This window comes from Meridianimarinicoccus aquatilis (assembly GCF_004358675.1).
GTDB classification, from domain to species: domain Bacteria; phylum Pseudomonadota; class Alphaproteobacteria; order Rhodobacterales; family Rhodobacteraceae; genus Meridianimarinicoccus; species Meridianimarinicoccus aquatilis.
Genome location: NZ_SMZO01000010.1, coordinates 25,639 through 48,639, shown reverse-complemented (window position 1 = coordinate 48,639; position 23,001 = coordinate 25,639). Strand labels below are relative to the sequence as shown.

At 58.4% G+C, this 23,001-nt stretch carries 27 protein-coding genes; 13 read left to right on the top strand and 14 right to left on the bottom strand.

Annotation, left to right across the window (positions count from 1 at the left end):
* Positions 1-7 precede the first annotated feature (7 nt).
* From E2L05_RS06165 to E2L05_RS06145, 5 genes are all read left to right on the top strand, one after another.
* Positions 8-853: an ABC transporter ATP-binding protein gene (locus E2L05_RS06165; RefSeq protein WP_133342027.1), complete on the top strand. Its 846-nt coding sequence runs from the start codon at positions 8-10 to the stop codon at positions 851-853.
* 65 nt (positions 854-918) lie between these two features.
* The gene (locus E2L05_RS06160) at positions 919-1,137 is read left to right on the top strand and encodes a hypothetical protein (protein WP_133342026.1); all 219 of its coding nucleotides are present in this window, start codon (positions 919-921) and stop codon (positions 1,135-1,137) included.
* Entirely contained in the window at positions 1,134-2,000 is an 867-nt protein-coding gene (locus E2L05_RS06155; protein ID WP_133342025.1) for an ABC transporter permease, read from the top strand. Before E2L05_RS06160 ends, E2L05_RS06155 begins: the two co-directional genes overlap by 4 nt.
* Positions 1,997-2,848: an ABC transporter permease gene (locus E2L05_RS06150; RefSeq protein ID WP_133342024.1), complete on the top strand. Its 852-nt coding sequence runs from the start codon at positions 1,997-1,999 to the stop codon at positions 2,846-2,848. Before E2L05_RS06155 ends, E2L05_RS06150 begins: the two co-directional genes overlap by 4 nt.
* 41 nt (positions 2,849-2,889) lie before the next feature.
* Positions 2,890-3,876, top strand: a complete 987-nt coding sequence (locus tag E2L05_RS06145; RefSeq protein WP_133342023.1) for an ABC transporter substrate-binding protein — start codon at positions 2,890-2,892, stop codon at positions 3,874-3,876.
* A gap of 76 nt (positions 3,877-3,952) precedes the next feature.
* Here the strand turns inward: E2L05_RS06145 and E2L05_RS06140 are convergent, their stop codons facing one another.
* The 6 genes from E2L05_RS06140 to E2L05_RS06115 form a co-directional block, all read right to left on the bottom strand.
* Positions 3,953-4,228, bottom strand: coding sequence for a glucose-6-phosphate isomerase (locus tag E2L05_RS06140; RefSeq protein WP_133342022.1), 276 nt, complete (start codon positions 4,226-4,228; stop codon positions 3,953-3,955).
* A gap of 13 nt (positions 4,229-4,241) precedes the next feature.
* Positions 4,242-4,997, bottom strand: a complete 756-nt coding sequence (locus E2L05_RS06135) for an ABC transporter ATP-binding protein (RefSeq protein ID WP_133342021.1) — start codon at positions 4,995-4,997, stop codon at positions 4,242-4,244.
* Positions 4,998-5,136: 139 nt separating this feature from the next.
* Entirely contained in the window at positions 5,137-5,895 is a 759-nt protein-coding gene (locus E2L05_RS06130; protein ID WP_133342020.1) for an ABC transporter ATP-binding protein, read from the bottom strand.
* 14 nt (positions 5,896-5,909) lie between these two features.
* Positions 5,910-7,109 carry a branched-chain amino acid ABC transporter permease gene (locus E2L05_RS06125; protein WP_133342019.1) on the bottom strand — a complete coding sequence of 400 codons (1,200 nt, stop codon included), beginning with the start codon at positions 7,107-7,109 and terminating at the stop codon, positions 5,910-5,912.
* A gap of 3 nt (positions 7,110-7,112) precedes the next feature.
* Entirely contained in the window at positions 7,113-8,144 is a 1,032-nt protein-coding gene (locus tag E2L05_RS06120) for a branched-chain amino acid ABC transporter permease (protein ID WP_133342018.1), read from the bottom strand.
* Between the two features lie 126 nt (positions 8,145-8,270).
* On the bottom strand, positions 8,271-9,617 hold the full coding sequence (locus E2L05_RS06115; RefSeq protein WP_133342017.1) for a substrate-binding protein: 1,347 nt from the start codon (positions 9,615-9,617) through the stop codon (positions 8,271-8,273).
* A 349-nt stretch (positions 9,618-9,966) separates the two neighbouring features.
* Between E2L05_RS06115 and E2L05_RS06110 the strand changes: the two genes are divergently transcribed.
* The 5 genes from E2L05_RS06110 to E2L05_RS06090 all read left to right on the top strand — a co-directional run bounded on the left by E2L05_RS06110 (position 9,967) and on the right by E2L05_RS06090 (position 15,904).
* Positions 9,967-11,307, top strand: coding sequence for an XRE family transcriptional regulator (locus E2L05_RS06110; RefSeq protein WP_243721890.1), 1,341 nt, complete (start codon positions 9,967-9,969; stop codon positions 11,305-11,307).
* A gap of 66 nt (positions 11,308-11,373) precedes the next feature.
* Positions 11,374-11,745, top strand: a complete 372-nt coding sequence (locus E2L05_RS06105; protein WP_133342016.1) for a response regulator transcription factor — start codon at positions 11,374-11,376, stop codon at positions 11,743-11,745.
* Between the two features lie 12 nt (positions 11,746-11,757).
* Positions 11,758-12,171, top strand: coding sequence for a hypothetical protein (locus tag E2L05_RS21035; protein WP_243721889.1), 414 nt, complete (start codon positions 11,758-11,760; stop codon positions 12,169-12,171).
* Between the two features lies 1 nt (position 12,172).
* The gene (locus E2L05_RS06095; protein WP_133342015.1) at positions 12,173-14,866 is read left to right on the top strand and encodes a sensor histidine kinase; all 2,694 of its coding nucleotides are present in this window, start codon (positions 12,173-12,175) and stop codon (positions 14,864-14,866) included.
* Between the two features lie 81 nt (positions 14,867-14,947).
* Positions 14,948-15,904 carry a FliM/FliN family flagellar motor switch protein gene (locus E2L05_RS06090; RefSeq protein WP_133342014.1) on the top strand — a complete coding sequence of 319 codons (957 nt, stop codon included), beginning with the start codon at positions 14,948-14,950 and terminating at the stop codon, positions 15,902-15,904.
* Positions 15,905-15,916: 12 nt separating this feature from the next.
* Here E2L05_RS06090 and E2L05_RS06085 read toward each other — a convergent pair whose 3' ends face one another.
* Genes E2L05_RS06085 through E2L05_RS06075 form a run of 3 tightly spaced genes read right to left on the bottom strand, consistent with a single transcriptional unit; the run spans position 15,917 to position 17,211 of the window.
* Positions 15,917-16,342, bottom strand: coding sequence for a TIGR01244 family sulfur transferase (locus E2L05_RS06085; RefSeq protein WP_133342013.1), 426 nt, complete (start codon positions 16,340-16,342; stop codon positions 15,917-15,919).
* Positions 16,343-16,351: 9 nt separating this feature from the next.
* Positions 16,352-16,783, bottom strand: a complete 432-nt coding sequence (locus tag E2L05_RS06080; protein ID WP_133342012.1) for a DUF6691 family protein — start codon at positions 16,781-16,783, stop codon at positions 16,352-16,354.
* The gene (locus E2L05_RS06075; protein ID WP_133342011.1) at positions 16,783-17,211 is read right to left on the bottom strand and encodes a YeeE/YedE family protein; all 429 of its coding nucleotides are present in this window, start codon (positions 17,209-17,211) and stop codon (positions 16,783-16,785) included. Before E2L05_RS06075 ends, E2L05_RS06080 begins: the two co-directional genes overlap by 1 nt.
* A gap of 278 nt (positions 17,212-17,489) precedes the next feature.
* Between E2L05_RS06075 and E2L05_RS06070 the strand changes: the two genes are divergently transcribed.
* A complete protein-coding gene (locus tag E2L05_RS06070) occupies positions 17,490-17,702 on the top strand; it encodes a hypothetical protein (protein ID WP_133342010.1) in 213 nt (70 codons plus the stop codon).
* A gap of 28 nt (positions 17,703-17,730) precedes the next feature.
* On the opposite strand, the gene E2L05_RS06065 is transcribed toward E2L05_RS06070, so the two are convergent.
* On the bottom strand, positions 17,731-17,946 hold the full coding sequence (locus tag E2L05_RS06065; protein WP_133342009.1) for a hypothetical protein: 216 nt from the start codon (positions 17,944-17,946) through the stop codon (positions 17,731-17,733).
* A 118-nt stretch (positions 17,947-18,064) separates the two neighbouring features.
* Between E2L05_RS06065 and E2L05_RS06060 the strand changes: the two genes are divergently transcribed.
* Positions 18,065-18,331: a DUF2312 domain-containing protein gene (locus E2L05_RS06060; protein ID WP_394346537.1), complete on the top strand. Its 267-nt coding sequence runs from the start codon at positions 18,065-18,067 to the stop codon at positions 18,329-18,331.
* A gap of 80 nt (positions 18,332-18,411) precedes the next feature.
* Here the strand turns inward: E2L05_RS06060 and typA are convergent, their stop codons facing one another.
* The 3 genes from typA to E2L05_RS06045 all read right to left on the bottom strand — a co-directional run bounded on the left by typA (position 18,412) and on the right by E2L05_RS06045 (position 21,397).
* Positions 18,412-20,232 (bottom strand): translational GTPase TypA, encoded by a 1,821-nt coding sequence (typA, locus tag E2L05_RS06055; RefSeq protein WP_133342008.1) that lies wholly within the window; start codon positions 20,230-20,232, stop codon positions 18,412-18,414.
* A gap of 135 nt (positions 20,233-20,367) precedes the next feature.
* A complete protein-coding gene (locus tag E2L05_RS06050) occupies positions 20,368-20,703 on the bottom strand; it encodes a DMT family transporter (RefSeq protein WP_133342007.1) in 336 nt (111 codons plus the stop codon).
* Positions 20,704-20,770: 67 nt separating this feature from the next.
* Positions 20,771-21,397, bottom strand: coding sequence for a YitT family protein (locus E2L05_RS06045; protein WP_243721888.1), 627 nt, complete (start codon positions 21,395-21,397; stop codon positions 20,771-20,773).
* A gap of 168 nt (positions 21,398-21,565) precedes the next feature.
* Here E2L05_RS06045 and E2L05_RS06040 point away from each other — a divergent pair, with 168 nt between their 5' ends.
* Entirely contained in the window at positions 21,566-22,090 is a 525-nt protein-coding gene (locus E2L05_RS06040; protein ID WP_165971700.1) for a VPLPA-CTERM sorting domain-containing protein, read from the top strand.
* A gap of 19 nt (positions 22,091-22,109) precedes the next feature.
* Here E2L05_RS06040 and E2L05_RS06035 read toward each other — a convergent pair whose 3' ends face one another.
* Positions 22,110-22,925: a MipA/OmpV family protein gene (locus tag E2L05_RS06035; protein ID WP_133342004.1), complete on the bottom strand. Its 816-nt coding sequence runs from the start codon at positions 22,923-22,925 to the stop codon at positions 22,110-22,112.
* Between the last annotated feature and the right edge of the window lie 76 nt (positions 22,926-23,001).

Genomic DNA, 23,001 nt, shown 5'->3' with positions numbered 1-23,001 from the left:
GCTTCGGATGCTGAGTGCCGAAGAGATCGAAGGCTTTGCAGATGATGGGCCTGAACCAACAGACACCGCACCGCGCGATGTCGTCATCGACGCGCGCGACGTGGAGTTGGTGTTCGAAACGAATGACGGACCGGTACATGCTCTGCAAGACATCAACCTTCAGATATCAAAAGGGGATTTCGTAAGTTTTATCGGTCCTTCGGGTTGCGGCAAGACCACGTTTCTTCGGGCCATCGCGGCGCTTGAGCAACCGACAGGCGGGACGTTGACGGTCAATGGCATGTCGCCAGACGAGGCGCGGCGGTCGCGGGCCTATGGCTATGTGTTTCAGGCGGCAGGGCTTTACCCGTGGCGGACAATTGCGGCGAATGTCAAATTACCTTTGGAAATCATGGGGTTTGACAAGGCCGAGCAAGACAGGCGCGCGCAGGATGTGCTGCGGTTGGTCGATCTGGAAGGGTTTGAGCGCAAGTATCCGTGGCAGCTTTCGGGCGGGATGCAGCAACGGGCGTCCATCGCGCGGGCGCTGGCCTTTGACGCCGACCTTTTGTTGATGGACGAGCCGTTTGGCGCGCTGGATGAAATCGTACGGGACCACCTGAATGAGCAGCTTCTAAGCCTCTGGGCAAGAACGGAAAAGACGATTGGCTTTGTGACGCACTCGATCCCCGAAGCGGTGTATCTGAGCACCAAAATCGTGGTGATGAGCCCACGTCCGGGGCGGATCACGGATGTGATCGACAGCCCTTTGCCGCGCGAGAGGCCGCTGGATATTCGCGATACGCCAGAGTTTCTCGAGGTCGCTCACCGGGTGCGCGAAGGGCTGCGGGCGGGGCATGCCTATGACGATTGAGACGGATACACAGCCTGTCAGACGTTTGTATGGCTCGCGTTTGACACCTGTCCGAAGGGGCCACCATGACTGACTCAGCCCAAAAAGAAGTGACGCGCCTGAAGCGGAGCGTTTGGTTATTGGGCGCGGCGGGGGCCTTTTTCTGTTTTTCGGCCCTGATCCATTTGTTCGCGACCGGCGGGGTGCGTATCATCGATATTATCGTTCCGCTTTGGGCGCTGTTGTTCGCGGGGTACTTCAAACGGTTGCGTCGTGCTCAGGCTCGGTTGGAGCAGACACAATGAGGCAGGCCGTTGGCCCAGTGCTTGCCGTCGTCGCGGCAATTCTGGTGATTTGGTATTTCGCGGCGGTCTGGATGAACGCGGCATGGACGCAGCAACAAGCCGCTCGGGCGGGGACGACGGTCACCTTTTCCGAAATTGTGACCGACACGATGCAGCAGGCGCGCCCGCGTCTTCCGGCGCCTCATCAAGTGGCGGTTGAATTGTGGAACACGGTTGTGATGAAGAAAGTCACGTCGAAACGAAGCCTTGTGTATCACGGCTGGATCACTCTGTCGGCCACGCTGTTGGGGTTTGGCATCGGCACGGGGCTTGGCATTTTGCTGGCGGTGGGGATCGTGCACAGCCGCGCAATGGATATGAGCGTGATGCCTTGGGCGATCGCCAGTCAGACGATCCCCATTCTTGCGATTGCGCCGATGATCATTGTGGTGCTGAATTCAATCGGGATTTCGGGCTTGCTGCCCAAAGCAATTATCAGCGCTTATCTCAGCTTCTTTCCCGTTGTTGTCGGCATGGTGGCCGGTCTGCGCAGCCCAGAGACCGCGCAGTTTGATCTGCTGAAGACCTATAATGCCAGCCGGGCACAAGTGTTCTGGCGGCTCAGGCTGCCATCGTCGCTGCCGTATCTGTTTACGTCCCTCAAGATCGGGATCGCGGCGAGTCTTGTCGGGGCGATTGTCGGCGAACTGCCCACCGGCGCAGTTGCGGGTCTGGGCGCGCGATTGTTGGCCGGCAGTTATTACGGGCAGACGGTGCAGATCTGGTCTGCGTTGATCGGGGCGGCTGTGCTGGCTGGGCTAATGGTCGGGCTGGTCGGTGTGCTCCAGCGCGTGACGCTGAAACGCATGGGGCTTTCGCGATGAGTTGGGTCGCGGGCGCATTTGGGTTTTGGGGCCTCGCTTGGTGGATCAATCTGCGTATCGCCGCCAGTCGCCAAGCCAATACGCCTGCTGCGCGTCTGGCCGTGCCGGTGATCTTTGGTGTGACGCTGTTGGTTCTGTGGGAAGGGTTGGTGCGCGGGCTGAATGTGCCGGGCGTCATCCTGCCGCCGCCATCTGCCATCGCCGCGCGCATTGCAGTGTCTGGTCCTATCTTGTGGGCGGATTTCATGCAGACCTTCGTCAAAGGCGCACTAAGCGGATATGTTATCGGTTGCAGCGCGGCCTTTTTGACAGCGCTTGCCGTGGACAGGTTTGATTTTCTGCGCCGAGGGTTGCTGCCGGTTGGCAGTTTCATCGCGGCCTTGCCGATCATTGGCACTGCGCCGATCCTTGTGATGTGGTTCGGGTTCGACTGGCACAGCAAGGCTGCGGTCGTGGTGGTGATGGTGTTTTTCCCGATGTTGATCAACACGGTTGAGGGACTTCGGTCCGCCGATAGTATGAGCCGCGATCTGATGCGGACCTATGCGGCCACGCCGGGCCAGAGCCTTCGCAAATTGCGGCTGCCTGCGGCGATGCCCTTTGTTTTCAACGGGCTGAAAATTGCGACAACTCTGTCGTTGATTGGGGCAATTGTGGCAGAATTCTTTGGCTCACCCACTGTCGGCATGGGCTTTCGCATCTCGACATCGGTGGGGCAGCTTGCGCTTGATATGGTGTGGGCAGAAATAACCGTCGCTGCGGTGGCGGGATCGCTGTTTTATGGCAGTATCGCGTTGATCGAACGGGCGGTCACGTTTTGGCATCCGTCCCAGCGCGCCGCCAACTAAGATATGAAAAAGACGATAAAAACACCAACAGGAGACGACACATGAAAACAATTCTGGCAGGAACCGCGATTCTGGGCGCGCTGGCCTTTGGCAGTGCACAGGCCGCTGACGAGTTGACGCTTCAGTTGAAGTGGGTCACGCAGGCGCAGTTCGCAGGCTATTATGTGGCGCAGGACAAGGGCTTTTACGAAGAGGCCGATCTGGATGTCACGATCAAGCCAGGCGGCCCCGATATCGCACCGACCCAGGTGATCGCCGGGGGAGGTGCCGATGTGGTTGTCGAATGGATGCCTGCTGCACTGGCTGCGCGGGAACGCGGTTTGCCGCTGGTCAATATCGCGCAGCCGTTTGAGCGGTCTGGGATGATGCTGACCTGTCTGGCCGAAAGTGGTGTGACTGGCCCAGAAGACTTTCCGGGCCGCACGCTTGGCGTTTGGTTCTTTGGCAATGAGTATCCGTTCCTGAGTTGGATGAGCCAGCTGGATATTCCGACCGAAGGCGGCGACGACGGCGTGACGGTTCTGAAGCAGGGATTTAACGTGGACCCCCTGTTGCAAAAGCAGGCCGATTGCATTTCGACGATGACCTATAATGAATACTGGCAGGTCATTGATGCGGGCATCACTCCCGAGCAACTGGTGCTGTTCAACTATTCCGATCTGGGCGTCGCGACCTTGGAAGACGGGCTGTACGTTCTGGAAAGCACGCTCGAAGAGCCGGGTATGACGGATGCGCTCACGCGGTTCGTTGCAGCATCGATGAAGGGCTGGGAGTACGCAGCGGCCAATCCGGAAGAGGCGGCCGAGATCATTCTTGAGAATGACGCGACCGGTGCGCAGACGATGGATCATCAGGTGCGGATGATGGAAGAGGTCGGCAAGCTGTTGAGTGACAGCGGTGCATTGGACCCTGCCGCGTATGAAACGACTGTCAGCTCACTGTTGTCCGGTGGGTCTGATCCAGTGATCAGCAAAGATCCGGGTGCGGGCGCGTGGACCCATGACATCACGGATGCGGCGCTGAACTAAGCCCTATTCCCCAGAACATGAAAAAAGCGGCCCCGGAGTTCGGGGCCGCTTTGCATTGGGCGCCGTGGTGGCGGATTTAGCAGCCGCCAACCGTAACAGTGGACCCGTCACCGGTGTGATAGGCGCATTCGCCAGTCTGTTGGTTGCGGGCATAGAGCGACCCTGCAATCGCGCCAGCGCCGGCTGCGACGGCTGTCCAACCACTGTTCGCGCCAAGAGCCGTGGCCGCGATGGCTGCGATTGCGCCGCCTGCGACGCCGGTGCCGACCTGGTTGGTGGTGTTTTGGTCTGCGCAGGCCGTCAACGTGAGTGTTGCGGCCAATGCCGCGGCGGCGAAGTGTTTGGTGGTCATGATGTCCCCTTTGTTAGATGGCCAAGTATTCGGCGCGGAGCGCTTCATTGTCGAGCACTTCTTGTGCGGACCCGTCGAAAACAACCTGACCGCCTTCGAGAATGACGGCCCGGTCCGAGATCTTGAGCGCGGCAACGGCGTTCTGTTCCACGATAACAGTGGTGATCCCCTGTTCCTTGATTAGCATCAACGTCTTCTCGATCTCGCGTACGATAACCGGGGCGAGGCCTTCGTATGGTTCATCCAGCAAAAGCACCTTGATGTCGCGGGCCAAGGCGCGCGCGATGGCGAGCATCTGCTGCTCGCCGCCCGACAGGGTCGTGCCTTCCTGGTTGCGGCGTTCGCCAAGGCGCGGAAAGAGATCATAGAGCCGATCCAGCGACCAGCCGATGGGCTCGACAATCTGTGCCAGTTTGAGGTTTTCCTCAACGGTGAGGCCGGGAATAATGCGCCGGTCTTCGGGAACGAGGGCGCATCCGGCGATGGCCGCTTGGTGAGAGGCCATCTTGTGTAAGGGCTGGTGGTCGAGCCAAATTTCGCCGTGGGTTACTTGCGGGTCCACAAGTCGCGCCACGGCGCGCAGGGTCGAGGTTTTGCCAGCGCCATTGCGACCCAGGAGCGCAAGGATTTCGCCTTCGTGAACGGTGAAGTTGACGCCTTGCACGATGTAGCTTTCGCCATAATAGGCGTGCAGATCCCAGACTGAAAAGAAGGCCGGGGCTGTGGCGGCGTGGTTGGCATGTTTTGAAAAATCGGGGCGTTCGGTCATTGGAACCTCCTGTCAAGCGGCCGTGCGCGATGCGCGCCCGACATGTCTTGCCCCCCAACCCCGCACGAGCGGGGCCGGGGCCCGCCGCGCGTGGCTGCGGCGAGCGTAAGGTGGGGCAGGGTGAGTGTGGCAGTGTGGATCATTCGTGGCTTTGGCCCAGATAGGCTTCTTGCACTTTGGGATGACCTTTGATGTTTTCTGGCGCGTCTTCGACCAGCGGTGTGCCCTGCGCAAGCACGGTGATGCGTTCGGCAAGACTGAACACCACGTGCATGTCATGCTCGATGATGGCCATCGTGATCGGGCGCGTGGCCTTGATTTCCTTGAGCAGGTCGATGGTGTTATTGGTGTCCGCGCGTGCCATGCCGGCGGTTGGTTCGTCCAGAAGTAGAAGTTTTGGCTGTTGCACAAGGCACATGGCCATTTCCAGCCGCCGTTTGTCACCGCGCGACAGTGTGCTGGCCTGAAGGTTTCTTTTTTCAATCATGTGCACGTCGGTAAGCATCTGCTCGGCCATGTCCACGATTTCGCGTTCATGCATCACGGTCTCGAAGGCATGCAGTTTGAACGACCCGTCGCGCCGGGCGAAGCACGGTATTAGCACGTTTTCCAGAACCGTCAGGTCGCCGAAGATTTCAGGGGTTTGAAATACCCGGCTGATCCCCATCTGGTTGATTTCGTGCGGCTTGCGCCCCAGCACCGACTGGCCATCAAAGATGACGGAGCCCGTGTCGGGGATCAGTTTGCCAACGAGCACGTTGAGCAGGGTGGATTTCCCGGCGCCGTTCGGCCCGATGATGGCGTGAACCGTATTTTCAGCCACGCTGAGGTTGACATCGCCGAGGGCCTGAAGGCCCCCGAAACGCTTGTTTACATTTTTGACTTCGAGCAATCCCATAGTCTTTGTCCCCTTCATTCAGCGGGTTTGGTCTGGGACGCATCCGAAGCTGCGTCTGGTTTGCGCCGGCGGAACAACCGCCCGATGCGCTGCCCACCTTCGACGAGACCGCCGGGCAGGAAGATGACTACGAGCATGAACATCAGGCCCAAAGTGAGGTGCCAGCCTTTGCCGACAAAGGGATGCACGAGGAACACGATCACATCTTCAATTCCATCCGGCATGAAGGCGAACCACTGGTGCAGGATGTTGTCGTTGATCTTGGAGAAGATATTTTCGCAATACTTGATAAAGCTAGCGCCCAGAACTGGCCCAATCAGGGTGCCGGCACCGCCGAGGATGGTCATCAGAACAACTTCGCCAGAGGCTGTCCATTGCATCCGTTCGGCACCTGCGAGGGGGTCCATTGCAACCATAAGGCCCCCCGCAAGACCCGCATACATGCCCGAGATCACGAAGGCCGCGAGAGTGTAGGGTTTGGTGTTCAGGCCGGTATAGTTCAGGCGCTGTTGGTTGGATTTGACCGCGCGCAGCATCATCCCGAAGGGCGACCGGAAGATCCGGATCGAGATATAGAAGGCGATCAACATCAGAACGGCACACATGTAATAGCCAGTGTTGAACGTGAAGACCCAGTTCCCAAAGGTCATTTCCGCACTGTCGCGCAAGGACAAGCCAAACAAGTTCGGCGGCGGGATAGAGCCATTCACTTCGCTGACACCCAGAATGCGTGGATCATCAAGGTTTAGTTGCAGGCCGGTTTCGCCATTGGTGATGGGCGTCAGAACTGAGTAGGCGAGGCTGAATGACATCTGGGCGAAGGCCAGTGTCAGGATCGAGAAGTAGATCCCTGACCGGCGCAGCGAGACATAGCCGACGAGCACCGAAAACAGCCCGGCAACGATCACAGAGATCATGATCGCAGGGATCACGTTCATGGTGAGCAGTTTCATCATCCAGACCCCGGCGTAGGACCCGACGCCCAGAAAGGCGGCGTGACCAAAGGACAGGTAGCCGGTAAGGCCGAACAGGATGTTGAAGCCGATGGCGAAGATTCCGAAGATCACAAATCGCTGCATCAGATCGGGGTAGCCCGCGTTGAACTGTGCCAGTTCAGACCCTTGCGGAAACGGGTTCAGCAAAAATGGCGCGCACATGGTGAGAAAGAGGACGAGCACGAAGAGAACGCTGTCCTTTTTGTTCAAACCGAACATGGGTCAGTCCTCCATCACGCCCTTGCGGCCCATCAGGCCACGCGGACGTGTCAACAGAATGATAATCGCAACCAGGTAGATGATGATCTGGTTGATACCGGGCAGAAACTCCACGACAGCCGCCATGGAGGCGAAGCTTTCGAGGATGCCCAGAAGGAAGCCCGCTGCGACGGCGCCGGGCAAAGAGCCCATGCCACCAACGACGACCACGACGAAGCTGAGCACGAGGAAATCCATCCCCATGTGGTAATTGGGCGAATTGATAGGGGCGTACATCACCCCGGCGACCCCTGCGACCACGGCCGCGATGGCGAACATGATCGTGAAGCGGCGGTCAATGTCGATGCCCAACAGGCCCACGGTTTCCCGGTCGGCCATGCCGGCGCGGACGACCATGCCGAAGGTGGTGAATTGCAGAAAGCCGAAGACCGCCCCGATGATGGCCAGCGCGAAGAAGAAATAGACCATGCGCCAGTAGGGATAGATGATGTTGCCTGCTTCCATTCCCAGCATCGCGCCAAAGTCAAACGAGCCAGCAAAGGCATCGGGGGCAGGGGTTGGGATCGGGTTGGCACCGTAGAAGTATTTGACGACCTCTTGCAGCACGATCGCAAGCCCGAAGGTCACCAAGATCTGGTCGGCGTGCGGGCGTTTGTAGAAATGCTTGATCAAGCCTCGTTCCATGGCGAAACCGATAAAGATCATGAAGGGCACAGCCAACAGGATCGAGATCGGGACCGCCCAGTCGATGATGGCAGCGCCTGCGCTTTCGCCAAGAAATTTTTCCACATAGGGAACGGCCACCTTGAGGGGTTGGCCTAGAAAGTCGGTTCGGGTTGGGTCGACCACTTCGTAGCTGAGGGTCAAGATCCGCTGCATGGTGACGGCGCAGAACGCACCGATCATAAAGAGGGCACCGTGGGCGAAATTCACCACGCCGAGCGTGCCGAAGATAAGCGTCAGACCAAGGGCGATCAGCGCATATGCCGAGCCTTTGTCGATGCCATTGAGTACTTGAAGCAGGAGTGCATCCATCGGGGTCACCTGTGGAAAAAGGGACCGCACCCCTTTTGTTCAAGGTGCGGTTTCATCCGGCGAACGGTCGCAAGGACCGGCCGGGAAAGGCGATCACCGGTACGTTGCCGCACCGGTGAAAGTGGCTTATGCGCCGGGGTTACAATTGCCCAGTGCACCGCCCGCGAATTGCGGGTGATCGACCGGGTAGGTGACCTGACCGGCGGGTGTGATTTCGACGATTTCAAGAAGGTCGAATTCGGATGTCGGGTTTTCTTTACCGCGAACAACCAGAACGTCCTTGAAGCACTGGTGATCTCCGGCACGATACAGCGTCGGACCGTTGCCGAGACCGTCGAATTCGAAGCCTTCCAGAGCCTCGACCACGGCGCATGGGTTGAAGCTGCCTGCGCGCTGAACAGCATCCGCATAGAGCATGGTCTGCACATAGCATGTGTGCGCGGCCTGGCTTGGCGGGAAGCCGTACTTGGTGCCAAAGGATTTCACGAACGCTTTGGAGCCTTCGTCGGGCAGGGACCAGTGCCAGTTGGTCGAGCCATAGATGCCCTTAACGTTTTCACCAGCACCGCGTGCCATCAGGCGCGAGTAGAGGGGCACAACAATTTCGAATTGCTTGCCGTTCACGATCCGCTCACGCAGGCCGAACTGAACTGCGTTGGTCAACGAGTTGACCATGTTGCCGCCGTAATGGTTCAGAACCAGAACGTCAGCGTCGGATTGAAGAACGGGAGTGATGTAGGCCGAGAAGTCAGTGGCCGCGAGTGGCGTCTTGACGGTTTCGACTGTTTCCCAGCCCATCGCCTCGGTCGCGGAGGTGATCGCTTCTTCGGTGGTGTAGCCCCAGTTGTAATCTGCGGTCAGGTGATAGGCCTTGCGATCTGTGCCGTAAGCGTTGGCAAGAACGGGCGCCAGCGCTGCACCAGACATATAGCTGTTGAAGAAATGGCGGAAGCCATTGGCCTTCTTGTCTTTGCCGGTCGTATCATTGGAGTGGGTCAGGCCGGCCATGAAGATCACGCCTGCTTCCTGACACAATGCCTGCACAGCCACGGCCACGCCGGAGGACGAGCCACCGGTGATCATGATCGCGCCGTCTTTTTCAATCATCGACTTTGCCGACGCGCGGGCTGCATCAGATTTGGTCTGAGTGTCGCCTGTGACGTACTCGACTTTCTTGCCCATGATGCCAGTGCCATCGAGGGTCTTGGACGAGAAGGTCGACATCATGCCGCCGTCGCCGCCACCATTGAGATGCTCAACCGCCAGCTCATAGGCGCGCAGCTCGTCGGCACCTTCGTCTGCATAGGGGCCGGATTGCGGGACGTTAAAGCCCAGCGTTACAGAACCGCCAGTTGGTTCATTGACAAAAGCAGACGCAGAGCCTGCGGTGAAGATGGTGGGCACTGCGAGCCCTGCGCCTGCGACGGCACCGGTTTTCATCACGCCACGGCGTGTGAGATCCATCTTGGACATTGATATCCTCCCAGATATGTTTTCGGGACCGCCTCCTCGCGACCCCTGTCCTTTTAAAGACTTCCTCAGTATCCGGGCGAAAAGTAAATTCACGCAACAAATAACTGTGAAACAACGGTTTTACTGTAAATATATCGACACGCAATCTCGGATTCTGTAAATAACTTTTCCCGCAGGTGCAGAAAGGCCTTGATTGCGGCGGGAAAATTCAGCTTCTTCGTTGATAAACTTGCCCCTTCGTCAGGGCTGTAAGCAACGGAAATTCTCGGATGGGTTGCGGGTCGTCGGGTGTATGCATTTGTATGCCGCGGTATGCCAATTTATTCCGGGTGGAATTGGGGAAATTATCGTGCGCACCGCCTTGACCGGAACACGTATCCGCGAGCGCCGAACCATGATCGGTTTGCGCCAATCTGACGTCGCAGCACAGGTCGAAATCTCGCCGAGTTACCTCAATCTGATCGAACATAATCGCCGCCGTATCGGCGGGGCGTTGCTGTCCCGGATCGCCCGTGTTCTTGGGGTTGATGTGTCGCTTTTGACCCAAGGCGTGGAAACCGAGCAGATCAACCAGTTAAGCGAAGCCGCGTCTGCGTATTCTGCGTCATCGGCTGAAGTCGACAAGGTTGACGAGTTCGTTGGCCGGTTTCCAGGGTGGGCTGCGTTGATTGCAGCGCAGCAGCGCCAAATCGTGTCGCTTGAGAACCGGGTCGCCGGATTGGTGGACCGGATGGCCCATGACCCGTTTTTGTCGGCGTCATTGCACGACCTTTTGTCGAAAGTATCATCCATTCAGTCGACAGCTTCGATCCTTGCCGAGACAGAAGACCTGGATGAAAACTGGCGTCAGCGGTTTCAACGAAACTTGCACGCGGACAGTGGGAAGTTGGCCAAAGGGGCGGCGGCGCTTGTGACCTATCTGGACAGCGAAGGCGAGGCGGAGCTTCGGGCGGTCAGCCCACAAGAAGAGCTTGAAGCATTTCTCAACGCGACAGGCTTTCATATTGCCGGGTTGGAAAAATCCGTGCCCGATCTGATCGACGTGTTGATGGAAAAGGCGCAGGGGTTTGAGTCCGATGCCGGACGAGGGATCGGACGGGCATATCTTGAACGCTACCGAACCGAGGCGCTGGCGATGCCCTTGGACGAGTTCCGCGACGCGGCGCAACGGGTCGCGTTTGATCCGGCGCATTTGTCTGAACAGTTTGGCGCATCTATTCCGGCGGTGTTCCGGCGGCTTGCCTCGCTTCCGGGGGCGCGCATTGGATTGGTAAGTTGCGACGGGGCGGGGGCACTGACGTTGCGCAAGACAACGGATCTGTTGCCCCTGCCACGGTTCGGGTCAGCCTGTGCATTATGGCCGATCTATCGGGCGTTGACGCGCCCCATGGCCCCGGTTCGCGCCGTGTTGGAACACGCATCACGGCCAGGCGAGCGCTTCTTATGTTATGCGATGGCGCACGCGCATTATCCGGCAGGGTTTTCTGCGTCGGCGGTCTATGAGGCGAGCATGATTCTGATTCCGAACACTTTGGTCGAACAGTCGGTCTATGCAGGCCCGTTCACTCGGATCGGCACAACGTGCCGGGTCTGTCCGCTTCCCGATTGCGCCGCGCGCCGCGATCCTTCTATTCTTGGTGATCTGCAGGCAGACGCTCCGCAAGGTGCTTTGACACGGGGCGCTGGTTGACGCCATAGTCCGTGAAACAGACCCGGTTCAAACCGGGCGTATTTTTGCGTGGGGGGACATGCACCAATGGGGCACCATGTGCTGTTGATCGAAGACGAGCCGAACATAATGGAGGCGATCAGGTTTTTCCTGTCCCGTGATGGGTGGAAGGTGTCCTGCCATTCGGACGGGGCAACTGCGATGGCTGAAATTCGGCGCGTGCATCCTGACGTTGTTGTACTTGATGTGATGCTACCGAACCGCAGCGGTTTCGATGTGCTGCGCGATCTTCGGTCGGATAACGAGTTGTCACCGATTCCAGTTCTGATGTTGACGGCTAAGGGGCAGGCCAAGGACCGCAGCCGGGCTGAAGACCTGGGTGCGAGTGATTTCATGACCAAGCCGTTTTCCAATGCAGAAGTGCGCGACAAGCTTCGCGCGCTCGTTGCGCCGAGCTAACGGATTGACCTGATGCCTCATCGTGACAAGCCTTGGTTCCTTGCGCGTCAATCCTATCGCAAGAGACGGGTGATCGATGCGGCGCGTGTGCTGCCAATCTTTGGCACGGTTTTCTTCCTTTTGCCGATCTTGTGGGATGTGGGCGGCACCGGGGCGGCTGACCCGGATGCGCAACCGCATCTTGCCCAGCGTGGGCTTTATCTGTTCGCAGTCTGGGGCGGTCTTGTGATCTGCGCCGCGATCATCGCTGCACAGCTGCGCCCCGACGCTGGACCCGAGACCGAGCCGATGGCTGGGCCCATAAGCGGGCCAGATACCTCTATGTCCCAGCCGCGTGTGTCGGGTGCATTTGCCGAGCCGGACACCGGGCGGCGTGATACTGCAACCGCGATTGCACGCGCTGCGGACACACCGGTCGAGCGCTGACGTGTTCGGGTTCAATGTTCTGCTCGAAGCCTGTCTCGCGTATGTGGCGTTGCTGTTCGTGGTGGCATTTTGGGCCGAGAGGCGGGCAAAGGCAGGGCGCGTCGGCTGGTTGCGATCTCCCTTGGTCTATACCCTTTCCCTTTCGGTCTACTGCACGGGCTGGACCTTTTATGGCGCGGTGGGCTACGCGGCCCGGTCTGGTCTGGAATATCTGTGCATCTATCTGGGCCCGACCTTGGTCATGGCGGGATGGTGGCTGATCCTTCGCAAGTTGGTTCGGATTGCTCGATCCCAGCGAACGACGTCGGTGGCTGACCTCATTTCGTCGCGCTATGGTAAGTCGACGTTTTTGGGCGGGCTTGTGACGCTGCTTGCCGTGGTTGGCACAACTCCTTATATCGCCCTCCAGCTTCAGTCAGTGACCTTGTCCTTTGGCGTCTTCGCCGCGCAAACGCCAGAGGCCTGGCCAACCACAAACCAGCATGCCAGTGCGATTTGGTTGGCCGTGGGGCTGGCGGTTTTCACGATCCTGTTCGGGACACGCAACCTGGATGCCAACGAACGCCATCACGGTGTGGTGACAGCCATCGCTCTGGAAGCGTTGGTGAAACTTGCTGCCCTGTTGGCGGTGGGGGTTTTCGTGGTGTGGCATGTGGCGGATGGGGTCAGCGACATGGCACAGCGCATCAACGCCTCGCCCATTGCGGAGGTGAAAACTGACGGCAGTCGGTGGCTTGCGCTGACGTTTCTGTCGGGGGCCGCGCTGCTGTGCCTGCCAAGGATGTTTCAAGTGCTCGTGGTCGAGAATGACGATGAACGCCATCTGGCGACCGCGTCTTGGGCGTTTCCCCTCTATCTTGCGCTGATGAGCCTGTTTGTTGTCCCCATCGCCGTGATGGGTCTTGAGGTTTTGCCAAACGGGTCAAACCCGGACTTGTTCGTGCTGACCCTGCCGCTTGCCCTTGATCAGGATTGGCTGTCGCTTTTGGCGTTTCTGGGCGGGTTTTCATCGGCGACGTCCATGGTGATCGTGGCGGCGATTGCGCTCTCAACGATGGTGTCAAACCATGTGGTAATGCCGATTTGGCTGAACTTGGTGTCGGGCGGGGCAACAGTGTCGGGCGATGTGCGTGAAGTCGTTCTGTTGTCGCGGCGACTGTCCATTGCGGCGGTGCTTGGGCTTGGACTCATGTATTATCGGTTTTCTGGCGGCGGAGAGGCGCTGGCCGCGATCGGATTGATCAGCTTTGTGGGCGTTGTTCAGGTCCTGCCCGCGCTTTTGGGCGGCATCTTTTGGCGGGGCGCGACCCGCGTGGGCGCTGCGGCGGGTGTGTTAATCGGGTTTGCGCTGTGGCTCTATACTCTGTTCCTGCCGAGCTTTGGCCCCGATGTAGTGCTGAGCGCGGGAATGCTGGACAACGGCCCCTTCGGAATCGAATGGTTGCGCCCCTCTGGGCTGTTCGGGCTCGGGGCGCTTGATCCGGTTGTGCATGCTGTGCTGTGGAGCATGTTGTTGAACACCTCTGCCTTTGTGATCGGGTCTTTGGTGAGCTTTCCCAAGCCGCTGGAACGGTTGCAGGGCGCGCAGATCGTTAATGTCTTTGACTACAGTGCCAGTCGCCGCGGCTGGAGCCAGGGCAGCGTGGAGGCAGAAGACCTGCTGGTGATGGCGCAGCGCATCGTTGGGCCGGGCGAGGCGCAGGCTTTGTTTCAGACCGAAGCGTTTGCACAGGGCAAGGAAGGATACCTGCCGGAAATAACTCCCGATTTCATTGATTTGTTCGAACGGCGATTGGCGGGGTCGGTTGGGGCGGCGACAGCGCATGCGATGATTGGGCAGATGATTTCGGGAACTTCAGTCTCGGTCCAGGACCTGATGGCGGTTGCGGATGAAACAGCACAGATCATGGAATATTCCAGCCAGCTGGAAAACAAATCCAAGGAACTGGCCCGGACAGCCCGGCAACTGCGGGATGCAAACAAAAAGCTGACGGCGCTGTCGGTTCAAAAGGATGCGTTTCTCAGTCAGATCAGCCACGAGTTGCGCACGCCCATGACGTCGATCCGGGCTTTCAGCGAAATCTTGATGTCAGTGGATGATTTGGGCGTTGAAGAAAAAGCCCGCTATTCGCGCATTATCCATGATGAGGCAATCCGTCTGACCCGGCTGCTGGATGCATTGCTTGACCTCAACGTGCTTGAGCATGGCAAGGTGACGATCACGCCGGAGCGGGCAGTGTTGCGCGATGTGATTGACCGCGCGGTTTTGGCAACCAGCGCCCTGAGCGATGATGGCCAATTTACCATTGACCGCATCCAGAGCGAGGAAGGGGTCGAGCTCTGGACCGATCTTGACCGTTTGTCGCAGGTCTTCATAAACTTAATGGCAAACGCGCGGAAGTACTGCGATGCAGATCGTCCCCGCCTGCGCATCCGCGTGCAGGTCGCGGCAGGTCAACTTTCAGTGGATTTTGTGGACAACGGCACTGGAATTCCGGCGGAAAGCCAGACCCTTATCTTTGAGAAGTTTTCGCGCCTGTCCGATCAATCGGCGGCGGGAGGTGCCGGTCTTGGACTTGCCATTTGTCGGGAGATCATGACCAAACTGGGCGGGTCCGTGACCTATTTGCCGGGGCAAGGGGGCGCAGGGTTCCGCGTGCGTTTGCCAATGGGGCAAATTGAGCACGCTGCCTAGCGCCTCTGCGCGTGCATTTTCAGCATTTGGTAAGGGTCCCTGGGGCAGGGTGTTGCAGAACGTCTCTGCGAGCCCTTTTTGATGACAGCAACCTCTTCCTCTATTCTGCAACGCATGGCTGGTGCCGAGCGTACGCCGCCGGATCACGGCGTCGTATCGCCCTTTGGCGCAATGCGTCTTGCGCTGTCCAAGGCGGCGCAGGACATTGTGAAGGCGAATTTGGTCGGTGGGCAGGTAGCCGATCTGCGCGTGACCTTGCGCGGGATGGAAGATGTTCTTCCAGAGGGCGGATTGTGGGTCGTGTTGCAAGGCCATGGGCGCACCCGTGGATTGATCTGTGTTGATCCAAGTCTGCTTGCGGCTCTGGTACAGGCAATGACGACGGGCAAGGTAACAGGCTCAGATATTGCCACGCGGCGGCCAACACAGACAGATGCGCTTTTGGTTCGCAGGGTTCTGGGGTGTGTGTTGGATACCTTTGTGTTGCGTCTGGCCGGCCATCCCGCCGAAGATTGGGCAAGAGGGTTTCAACCGCGCGACCGCGTCAGCGATCCAGCGCGGCTACCGCATGTCTTACCGGATGTCGTGTACCGCGCACTGTCTATGGAAGTGGATATCTGTGGCGGCTTGCGAAGCGGGTCCTTGGTGATCCTGTTGCCACGCACCGGGGGCGAAGAGGTTTCCCCCGAAACCGTTCAGCGCGCTGCCTTTGCCGAAGCAATGGGCAAAACACTTCGGTCAGCGACTGCTGAACTTGAAGCCGTACTTCACCGCATTCGCATGCCGATCTCAGAGATGACAGCCTTGGAACCGGGAATGGTGCTGACACTGCCGCGCGATTCATTAGCCAATGTCGTGCTTCACGGGTGTGATGGCCGGGTGGTCGGCCGTGCGAAACTTGGTCAGTCACGCGGCAATCGGGCCGTGAAGTTGATTGCAGACAAGAATGGCGCAAGCGCTGCAAAAGCCAAGCGCGAAGAATTGCCGGAAACCAACGCACTTGCAACGCTACCAGAGGATCAGGGCGGTGGCGGCTGAACCCGTCTGGCTTCAGCCCTTTGTCATCATTTCGAATTGAGCGCGGAACGGGCTGTGATCATATCCAGCAGCACGGGTCGCGGCAAGCACGCCATCAACCCCAATGCTGCCTGCGTTCAGCAATGACCAGACAATCGCGGACCGATTGCCAGAAGCACAATACGCCAGAACCGGACCAGTGGCGGCCGAGATGGCTTGTGCCTGTGCGTCGAGGGTCGCTGGTCCCATACCGCCCGGCACCACAGGATTGACCACAAATGTCAGTCCTGCCTGTTCAACTGCGGATCGCATGACATCAGCTTGTAAATTGCCGGGGATCTCTGCATCCGGGCGGTTGCAGATCACCGTCGTATATCCGGCAGCGGCGATTTCCCCCGCATCAGTGGGGTCAATCTGCGGTGATACGGCGTAGTCGGGGGAAAGTTGTCTGATATCCATACCAGCGTTTTACGTCGGCCGGGCAAGCAGGTCCAGACGTATCCTTACTGACGGTGCAAGCAACATTCCGCCAAGCATTGCCACGGTAAACACCCACACTGACGGACCACCAAAGCTGAGCGATGTGATTGCAGGGCCGGGGCAGAGACCGACAAGCCCCCATCCCATGCCGAACAGAACTGAACCCAATATGAGGTTATGGCCAAGGCGCTGTTCGGGCGGTGTCGGGAAATTTCCCCCCAAGACAGGCGTACGGCCGCGCGTCAGTTGCCATGCCACAGCCATCGGTAGGATCGCGCCGCCCATTACAAAGGCCAGCGTGGGGTCCCAATCGCCGAAGATATCAAGCCACCCCTGAACTTTACGGGTGTCCGTCATTCCAGAGACCATAAGCCCGGCTCCGAACAAACCGCCGGACAGTGCTGCAAACAGATTGCGCATCAGATAACTCCCAAGACATGGCGAAACAGAACGACCGTCAAACCACCCGCGCCGATATAGAAGCAGGTTGCCACAATCCCGCGGAGCGACAGCCGCGATATACCGCAAACGCCGTGACCAGAGGTACACCCATTGGCAATGCGTGTTCCGACACCAACCAACAGGCCCGCTATGACCAAAAGAAGGGGGTTCGTTGTCACATCGCTTTCAGGCGTGAACCCAAAGACAAGGGCGATCACCGTCGGCACACCAATAAGACCGGCTAGAAAGGCAATCCGTTCCGTGCGGTTGGATGAGCCGCTGCCGTCAATCAGGCCGCCGATGATCCCACTGGCTCCCATAACCTTGCCGTTCGCCAGTAAGAAAACTGCACCAGCCAGCCCGATCATCAGGCCGCCGATCAATCCGAAAATCCAGTCGATGGGCATTGTTCGTCCTTGTACCGAAACACGCGCTTTTAAAGCGCTGGTTCTGATTTCTGTCCAGCATGTCTGCGCTACCGCTCGTCTAAGTCATATGCCAATTTTTAAATGTAATTCAAGTGGGCGATTGGTTGCCGCAATTTGATGGGAATCAAACAACGGAATCGCAATTCGTGCTAGTTTTCTGAAAGCGGCGTCACACACGCGTTGCTGCTGGTCTTAGATGCCAGTTTGCGCCCTGCCACCCAAGGCTTGATGGCGCATATGAAAGGGGGAGAACTACCATGCCGACACAACAGCTTACCAGCCGAATGGAGCACATCCGGACCCGTCTTGCTGGGCCGCATAACGATATCGAAGGCCTGCACGACGCAGTGCAAATCCTGATTGAGGATTTGAAACGCCATCATGATGCGGTGCCGACTGACCTGCGTATGGCAGTTGACGAACTAGAGGCCGAGATCCTCGAAGCGTTTCACGATAATCTACCGGTTTGACGATCGGATCTGGGCTGCGCCTTGCGCGTCAGCCCAGAAGGATGCCGACCACGACGCACATCAGACCGATGGACGACACCATTAGTGCCCCCAGATTGTAAACAACCATGGTTTTCAGCCGTGCCCGCAGGGATGCATCGTCCAGCCCTGCCTTGCGCGCGCGTGCCGTCATGATGATGCAGGCGATAATCCCGCCAAGCCCGGCCAGCGAAATCGCAGCCCCAATCCAGATCAGTATGTCCATGCTGTGTCCCCTTTGCGGGGCAGGTAAACCGGGGAAGGGCGGGGCGCAAGGGCGCTGTCCCCTTGCGGGGGCGCACGGCCCCGGATAGACCCCGCTGCACGCCAGTCAGGGGGTTTCCATGAGCATGACAGATACCGACGCAAACAGCGTCTATAACGTGACCGCAGACGAGCTTCGTCAGTTCATCGAGAGGTTCGAACGGCTTGAAGCAGAAAAGCAAGAGATTGCGGATCAGCAAAAAGAGGTAATGGCCGAAGCAAAAGGGCGCGGCTACGATACCAAGGTGATGCGCAAAGTCATCGCCCTGCGCAAACGCGACAAGGATGACATCGCCGAAGAAGAGGCCGTTCTGGACATGTATAAAGAAGCTCTTGGCATGCTCTGAGCTTTGCTTCGACTTTTTCGACAATAAAAAAGCGCGCAAAGGTTACCCCTTGCGCGCTTTTTTGTTTCGTCTGTGGTGGTTCAGCCCGCAGCGCGGGACTGACGCTTGCGTTCGTGCGGATCAAGGAACCGCTTGCGCAGACGGATCGCGTTTGGCGTGACTTCGACAAGTTCGTCATCGTCGATATAAGCGATGGCCTGTTCCAGTGTCATCGTGATCGGGGTGGTCAGGCGAACCGCTTCGTCTGTGCCCGAGGCCCGTACGTTGGTCAGTTTCTTGCCCTTGAGCGGGTTCACCTCAAGATCGTTTTCGCGCGAATGCTCGCCGATGATCATGCCCTCATACACGGGGGCCTGAGCGCCGATGAACATGCGACCGCGATCTTCGAGGTTGAACAGCGCGTAAGGCACGGCTGTACCATTTTCCATCGAGATCAGAACGCCAGCGCGGCGGCCTGGAATCGGTCCGCAATGGGGGGCCCAATCGTGGAACACGCGGTTCAAAACGCCTGTGCCGCGTGTGTCGGTCAGGAATTCACCGTGATAGCCGATCAACCCGCGTGACGGGACTTGCGCGACGATGCGTGTCTTGCCCGCGCCGGATTGCTTCATTTCCACAAGGTTGCCCTTGCGGGGGCCGGTCAGCTTCTCGATCACCGCGCCGGAATATTCGTCATCCACGTCGATAGTGACTTCTTCGACCGGCTCGTGCTGCTGGCCGTCAATATCGCGGAACAAAACCTGTGGGCGGCTGATGCTCAGCTCGAACCCTTCTCGGCGCATGTTCTCGATCAGAACGCCCATCTGCAATTCACCACGTCCGGCGACTTCGAAGGCTTCACCGCCGGGGGTGTCGCTGATTTTGATCGCGACATTCGATTCAGCTTCCTTCATCAAACGGTCGCGGATCACGCGGGATTGCACCTTTTTGCCATCGCGGCCGGCAAGCGGGCTGTCATTGATCCCGAACGTCACCGTGATGGTTGGCGGGTCGATGGGCTGCGCGGGCAGTGGAACATCAAGGCTTGGATCGACAATCGTGTCGGCCACGGTCGCCTTGGCCATACCGGCCAACGAAACAATGTCACCAGCTTCGGCAACGTCGATCGCCTGTTGGCCAAGGCCGCGGAACGCAAGAATCTTCGAGATGCGGAACTGTTCGATCCGTGTGCCATCGCGCGACAGCGCATTGACGGTTGCACCTGTCTTGAGAGTACCGCTTTCAACGCGTCCGGTCAGAATGCGGCCAAGGAACGGATCTGCGCCCAATGTGGTGGCCAGCATCTGGAACGGCTTGTCACGGTTCGCGACAACCTTTGGGGCAGGGACATGCTTGACCACAAGATCGTAGAGCGCATCAAGGTTAGAGCGAGGTCCGTCAAGTTCCGTATCTGCCCAGCCCGAGCGGCCCGATGCGTAGAGCACGGGGAAATCAAGCTGGTCATCATCGGCATCAAGCGATGCAAACAGGTCGAACACTTCGTCCAGCGCACGATCGGGTTCGGCATCAGGTTTGTCGACTTTGTTCAGCACAACGATAGGGCGCAAGCCCAGCTTCAGCGCTTTTGAGGTTACGAACTTGGTTTGGGGCATCGGGCCCTCGGCCGCGTCCACTAGCAGAACCACGCCGTCAACCATGCTCAGGATGCGTTCAACTTCGCCCCCGAAATCGGCGTGTCCGGGTGTGTCCACGATGTTGATGCGGGTATCTTTCCATTCAAGGCTTGTCGCCTTGGCAAGAATTGTGATGCCGCGTTCGCGTTCCAGGTCGTTACTGTCCATCGCACGCTCGGCCACGGCCTGATTTTCGCGGAAAGCGCCCGATTGCTTGAGCAGCTCGTCCACCAGCGTTGTCTTGCCGTGGTCAACGTGCGCAATGATTGCGATATTTCGCAGGTCCATGTCTTATAGCCTTAATGGGGTGTGTTGCACGCGCCCTAAAGGGCAAGCGCGCTTTTGGCTAGGGTAAATCTGTTCGTATCGTTACTGCGTGGCAGAAATGCTGCCATGCAGCGCACGGATGCGGCGGATGCCCGCCTAGTGGCCCGTGGTGCTGGAAAACAGGTTTATGACCAGCACACCAAGGATGATCAGTCCCATACCCAATACGGCTGGGACATCAAGTTTCTGATTATAAACGAAGTACCCAACGATGGCGACCGTCACGATCCCAAGGCCGGACCACAAGGCATAGACGACCCCAACAGGCATCACTTTCAAGGTCATCGACAAAAAGAAGAACGACAAGCAATAGCCAACAACAACGATCACGCTGGGCCAAAGCCGGGTGAATTGTTGCGAGGCGGGTAGGGCCGATGTTGCTGTGACTTCGAACAAGATGGCAATGACAAGATAAACGTAGTGGATTGGCATCAAACTCTCCGCAAAGCTGCGCTGCACTGTGTGCGTCGCACCGGGCAGCCATTGCTGAGGTGCACTTTTAGGGCGCGATGTATCGGTCTCGGCGGTGGTTGAAGGCAATTACACCGTTCAAAACCACGGCCCCCAGCAGCGAGTACAGCACCACCCGCAAGTCGTAAAGCGCTAGCGCCACAGAGAAAATGCACACATCTACAGCCAGTTGGACATATCCCGCCCGAAAGCCTGTCCGATCCTGCACGATCAGGGCGACGACGCCGATCCCGCCAAGGCTGCCTTTGTGGCGAAACACGGCGAGCAGACCAAGCCCGGTGACCGAGCCGAAAAGCACGACGCCCAACAGTGGATTGAGCGACTCGATCGTCAGGCCCTGCGGCATCCATTCGGTGACAAGCGACAATCCGGTCACGCATGCCAGAGACTTCAAAGTGAATTCCCACCCGAGCCGCTTTTGCGCCAGCCAGTAAAACGGGATGTTGATCGCAAAGAACACCCAGCCAAAAGAGAAACCGGTCACATAGGACAGGATGAGGGCGATCCCGGCTGTTTGGCCGGTCATGAACCCCAAATGGCTCAGCAGGGTGATGCCAAGGCCGCAGAGCAGCACCCCCATGCCGAGCCCCTGAGCATCCTCAAGGGGGGTATGAGCGACGGCAATCGGATCTTGGGTGGGCATATGACCGGGCATGCACCAAGGCTACTTGCTCGGGCGGTGGCGTCCAGCCGTAACCAAGCGGAAACGCGGCTCAATTCAAGGGAATCAGAATTCTGCTTAATCGTCCGGCACATGCCGACGTTGACAGGTCCATTAATTGTGATGAATGTCATGTGACGCATGGGAACTTGGGAGGGTGACATGAGATCATTGAAAAAGCGGTTTTATACGGCGGCGTGTGCTGCGGCGTTGATGGCAACCGCAGGGTCGGCTGCTGCACTGACCTGGACTTTGGAGCTTGCATACCTGCCCAGTTTCGATGCGTTTGCGGGGTCACTCGATTACGACTCGGATACACAGACGCTTTCATCGGCATACTTTGTGATTGCGGACGGCGGTTTTTTCCCCATCTTTGAAACGTGGACTGATGGGGACCTGACCAGTCTGACTACAGCGCCTTCGGGTGGGCTGACACAAGTGATCTTCACCAACGCGATGCCCAGTGTGCTGGATCTTGCCTTTGATGCGCCGCTGACCAATGCGGGCGGTGTTGTAGACGTTACTCTGTCGTTCAATTCTGGCTTCGCCGGTGGAACAGGGGTTCTTTCCACAACGATCTCTGCGCCGGAAGCCCCCAGTTCGCCTGTTCCGCTACCTGCGGGCTTGCCTCTTGTTGTGACGGGCCTTGCGGCGCTGGCCGTGCTGCGCAAACGCCGGACTGCGTGATGCCTTTCGGCCGCGCGGTTCAAAAGATGCGCGCGGCACCGAAGCCGAACACAAGCTGATCGGGCGAGCCGCGATCCTTGACCACCGGGCTGTTTGCCGTGTCCCCCACGATCCGGCTATAAATTGCGCCAGCGCCCAGTGACCATTCCGGGCTGATCGGTTGAATAAACACGGCCGCAGCGCGCACATCGCGCATTCCGGCGCCAGTGTCGAAAATCGACAGACCGCTGGCCGCAGATTGGCTCGGCGTTATCGAAAAATAGGTATCCTGGTAATTCTCGGACCCATAGCTTGCGGCAATGGACAGGCCGAGCAGAGAATATCGCCCCACCGGCAACCATCGCAAGCCGGACACAGCCGTGACATACCCATCATGCCGCCCGGCGACATCGGCGGTCACGGACGCGCTGATCCGCCATCGGTCGCGTGGTTCATTCGGGGTTGGCGCGGCAGTGTAAGCCGCGAAACCGCCCAGTTCAATTGTCCCGTCAATCTCTGGCAGCAAGGCGACCACCGGGTCTTTTACGTCTCGTCGTGCGAACCGGTATTGGCCGGCCGGGCCTGCCTGCCAATTTGGATCATCGATCAAGTTTACCGTCATGAAAGAAACAGTCAGGTCGACGTACCGTTGCCCCCAAGACACGCGAGCCGCAGGTGCGGCGCCGATGAAATACTCATCTGACCCGATATAGTCGGGAACGGCGCCAATCGCCAAAACGCCATAGTTGGGCAAATAGGTCGGCGAGAAGGTCAGCATGTCGAAATCGGCAAAGGCTGGTGTGGTGCCTGCCGACAGCAGCGCCGATGCGATGATTGCGATGCGTCGCATGCTCATGCGGTCCCCTCCGTTGCGGCCATAACAGGGTAGAGTCACCCGCCGGGGGATCAAGCACAATCGCGGGCTTTGGGCC

What these genes read in the sequence shown, in the direction of transcription:
- E2L05_RS06165 (WP_133342027.1), top strand. Translation starts at nt 8, where the DNA reads ATGCTGAGTGCCGAAGAGATCGAAGGCTTTGCAGATGATGGGCCTGAA.
- E2L05_RS06160 (WP_133342026.1), top strand. Translation starts at nt 919, where the DNA reads ATGACTGACTCAGCCCAAAAAGAAGTGACGCGCCTGAAGCGGAGCGTT.
- E2L05_RS06155 (WP_133342025.1), top strand. Translation starts at nt 1,134, where the DNA reads ATGAGGCAGGCCGTTGGCCCAGTGCTTGCCGTCGTCGCGGCAATTCTG.
- E2L05_RS06150 (WP_133342024.1), top strand. Translation starts at nt 1,997, where the DNA reads ATGAGTTGGGTCGCGGGCGCATTTGGGTTTTGGGGCCTCGCTTGGTGG.
- E2L05_RS06145 (WP_133342023.1), top strand. Translation starts at nt 2,890, where the DNA reads ATGAAAACAATTCTGGCAGGAACCGCGATTCTGGGCGCGCTGGCCTTT.
- E2L05_RS06140 (WP_133342022.1), bottom strand. Translation starts at nt 4,228, where the DNA reads ATGACCACCAAACACTTCGCCGCCGCGGCATTGGCCGCAACACTCACG.
- E2L05_RS06135 (WP_133342021.1), bottom strand. Translation starts at nt 4,997, where the DNA reads ATGACCGAACGCCCCGATTTTTCAAAACATGCCAACCACGCCGCCACA.
- E2L05_RS06130 (WP_133342020.1), bottom strand. Translation starts at nt 5,895, where the DNA reads ATGGGATTGCTCGAAGTCAAAAATGTAAACAAGCGTTTCGGGGGCCTT.
- E2L05_RS06125 (WP_133342019.1), bottom strand. Translation starts at nt 7,109, where the DNA reads ATGTTCGGTTTGAACAAAAAGGACAGCGTTCTCTTCGTGCTCGTCCTC.
- E2L05_RS06120 (WP_133342018.1), bottom strand. Translation starts at nt 8,144, where the DNA reads ATGGATGCACTCCTGCTTCAAGTACTCAATGGCATCGACAAAGGCTCG.
- E2L05_RS06115 (WP_133342017.1), bottom strand. Translation starts at nt 9,617, where the DNA reads ATGTCCAAGATGGATCTCACACGCCGTGGCGTGATGAAAACCGGTGCC.
- E2L05_RS06105 (WP_133342016.1), top strand. Translation starts at nt 11,374, where the DNA reads ATGGGGCACCATGTGCTGTTGATCGAAGACGAGCCGAACATAATGGAG.
- E2L05_RS21035 (WP_243721889.1), top strand. Translation starts at nt 11,758, where the DNA reads ATGCCTCATCGTGACAAGCCTTGGTTCCTTGCGCGTCAATCCTATCGC.
- E2L05_RS06090 (WP_133342014.1), top strand. Translation starts at nt 14,948, where the DNA reads ATGACAGCAACCTCTTCCTCTATTCTGCAACGCATGGCTGGTGCCGAG.
- E2L05_RS06085 (WP_133342013.1), bottom strand. Translation starts at nt 16,342, where the DNA reads ATGGATATCAGACAACTTTCCCCCGACTACGCCGTATCACCGCAGATT.
- E2L05_RS06080 (WP_133342012.1), bottom strand. Translation starts at nt 16,783, where the DNA reads ATGCGCAATCTGTTTGCAGCACTGTCCGGCGGTTTGTTCGGAGCCGGG.
- E2L05_RS06075 (WP_133342011.1), bottom strand. Translation starts at nt 17,211, where the DNA reads ATGCCCATCGACTGGATTTTCGGATTGATCGGCGGCCTGATGATCGGG.
- E2L05_RS06070 (WP_133342010.1), top strand. Translation starts at nt 17,490, where the DNA reads ATGCCGACACAACAGCTTACCAGCCGAATGGAGCACATCCGGACCCGT.
- E2L05_RS06065 (WP_133342009.1), bottom strand. Translation starts at nt 17,946, where the DNA reads ATGGACATACTGATCTGGATTGGGGCTGCGATTTCGCTGGCCGGGCTT.
- E2L05_RS06060 (WP_394346537.1), top strand. Translation starts at nt 18,065, where the DNA reads ATGAGCATGACAGATACCGACGCAAACAGCGTCTATAACGTGACCGCA.
- typA (WP_133342008.1), bottom strand. Translation starts at nt 20,232, where the DNA reads ATGGACCTGCGAAATATCGCAATCATTGCGCACGTTGACCACGGCAAG.
- E2L05_RS06050 (WP_133342007.1), bottom strand. Translation starts at nt 20,703, where the DNA reads ATGCCAATCCACTACGTTTATCTTGTCATTGCCATCTTGTTCGAAGTC.
- E2L05_RS06045 (WP_243721888.1), bottom strand. Translation starts at nt 21,397, where the DNA reads ATGCCCGGTCATATGCCCACCCAAGATCCGATTGCCGTCGCTCATACC.
- E2L05_RS06040 (WP_165971700.1), top strand. Translation starts at nt 21,566, where the DNA reads ATGAGATCATTGAAAAAGCGGTTTTATACGGCGGCGTGTGCTGCGGCG.
- E2L05_RS06035 (WP_133342004.1), bottom strand. Translation starts at nt 22,925, where the DNA reads ATGAGCATGCGACGCATCGCAATCATCGCATCGGCGCTGCTGTCGGCA.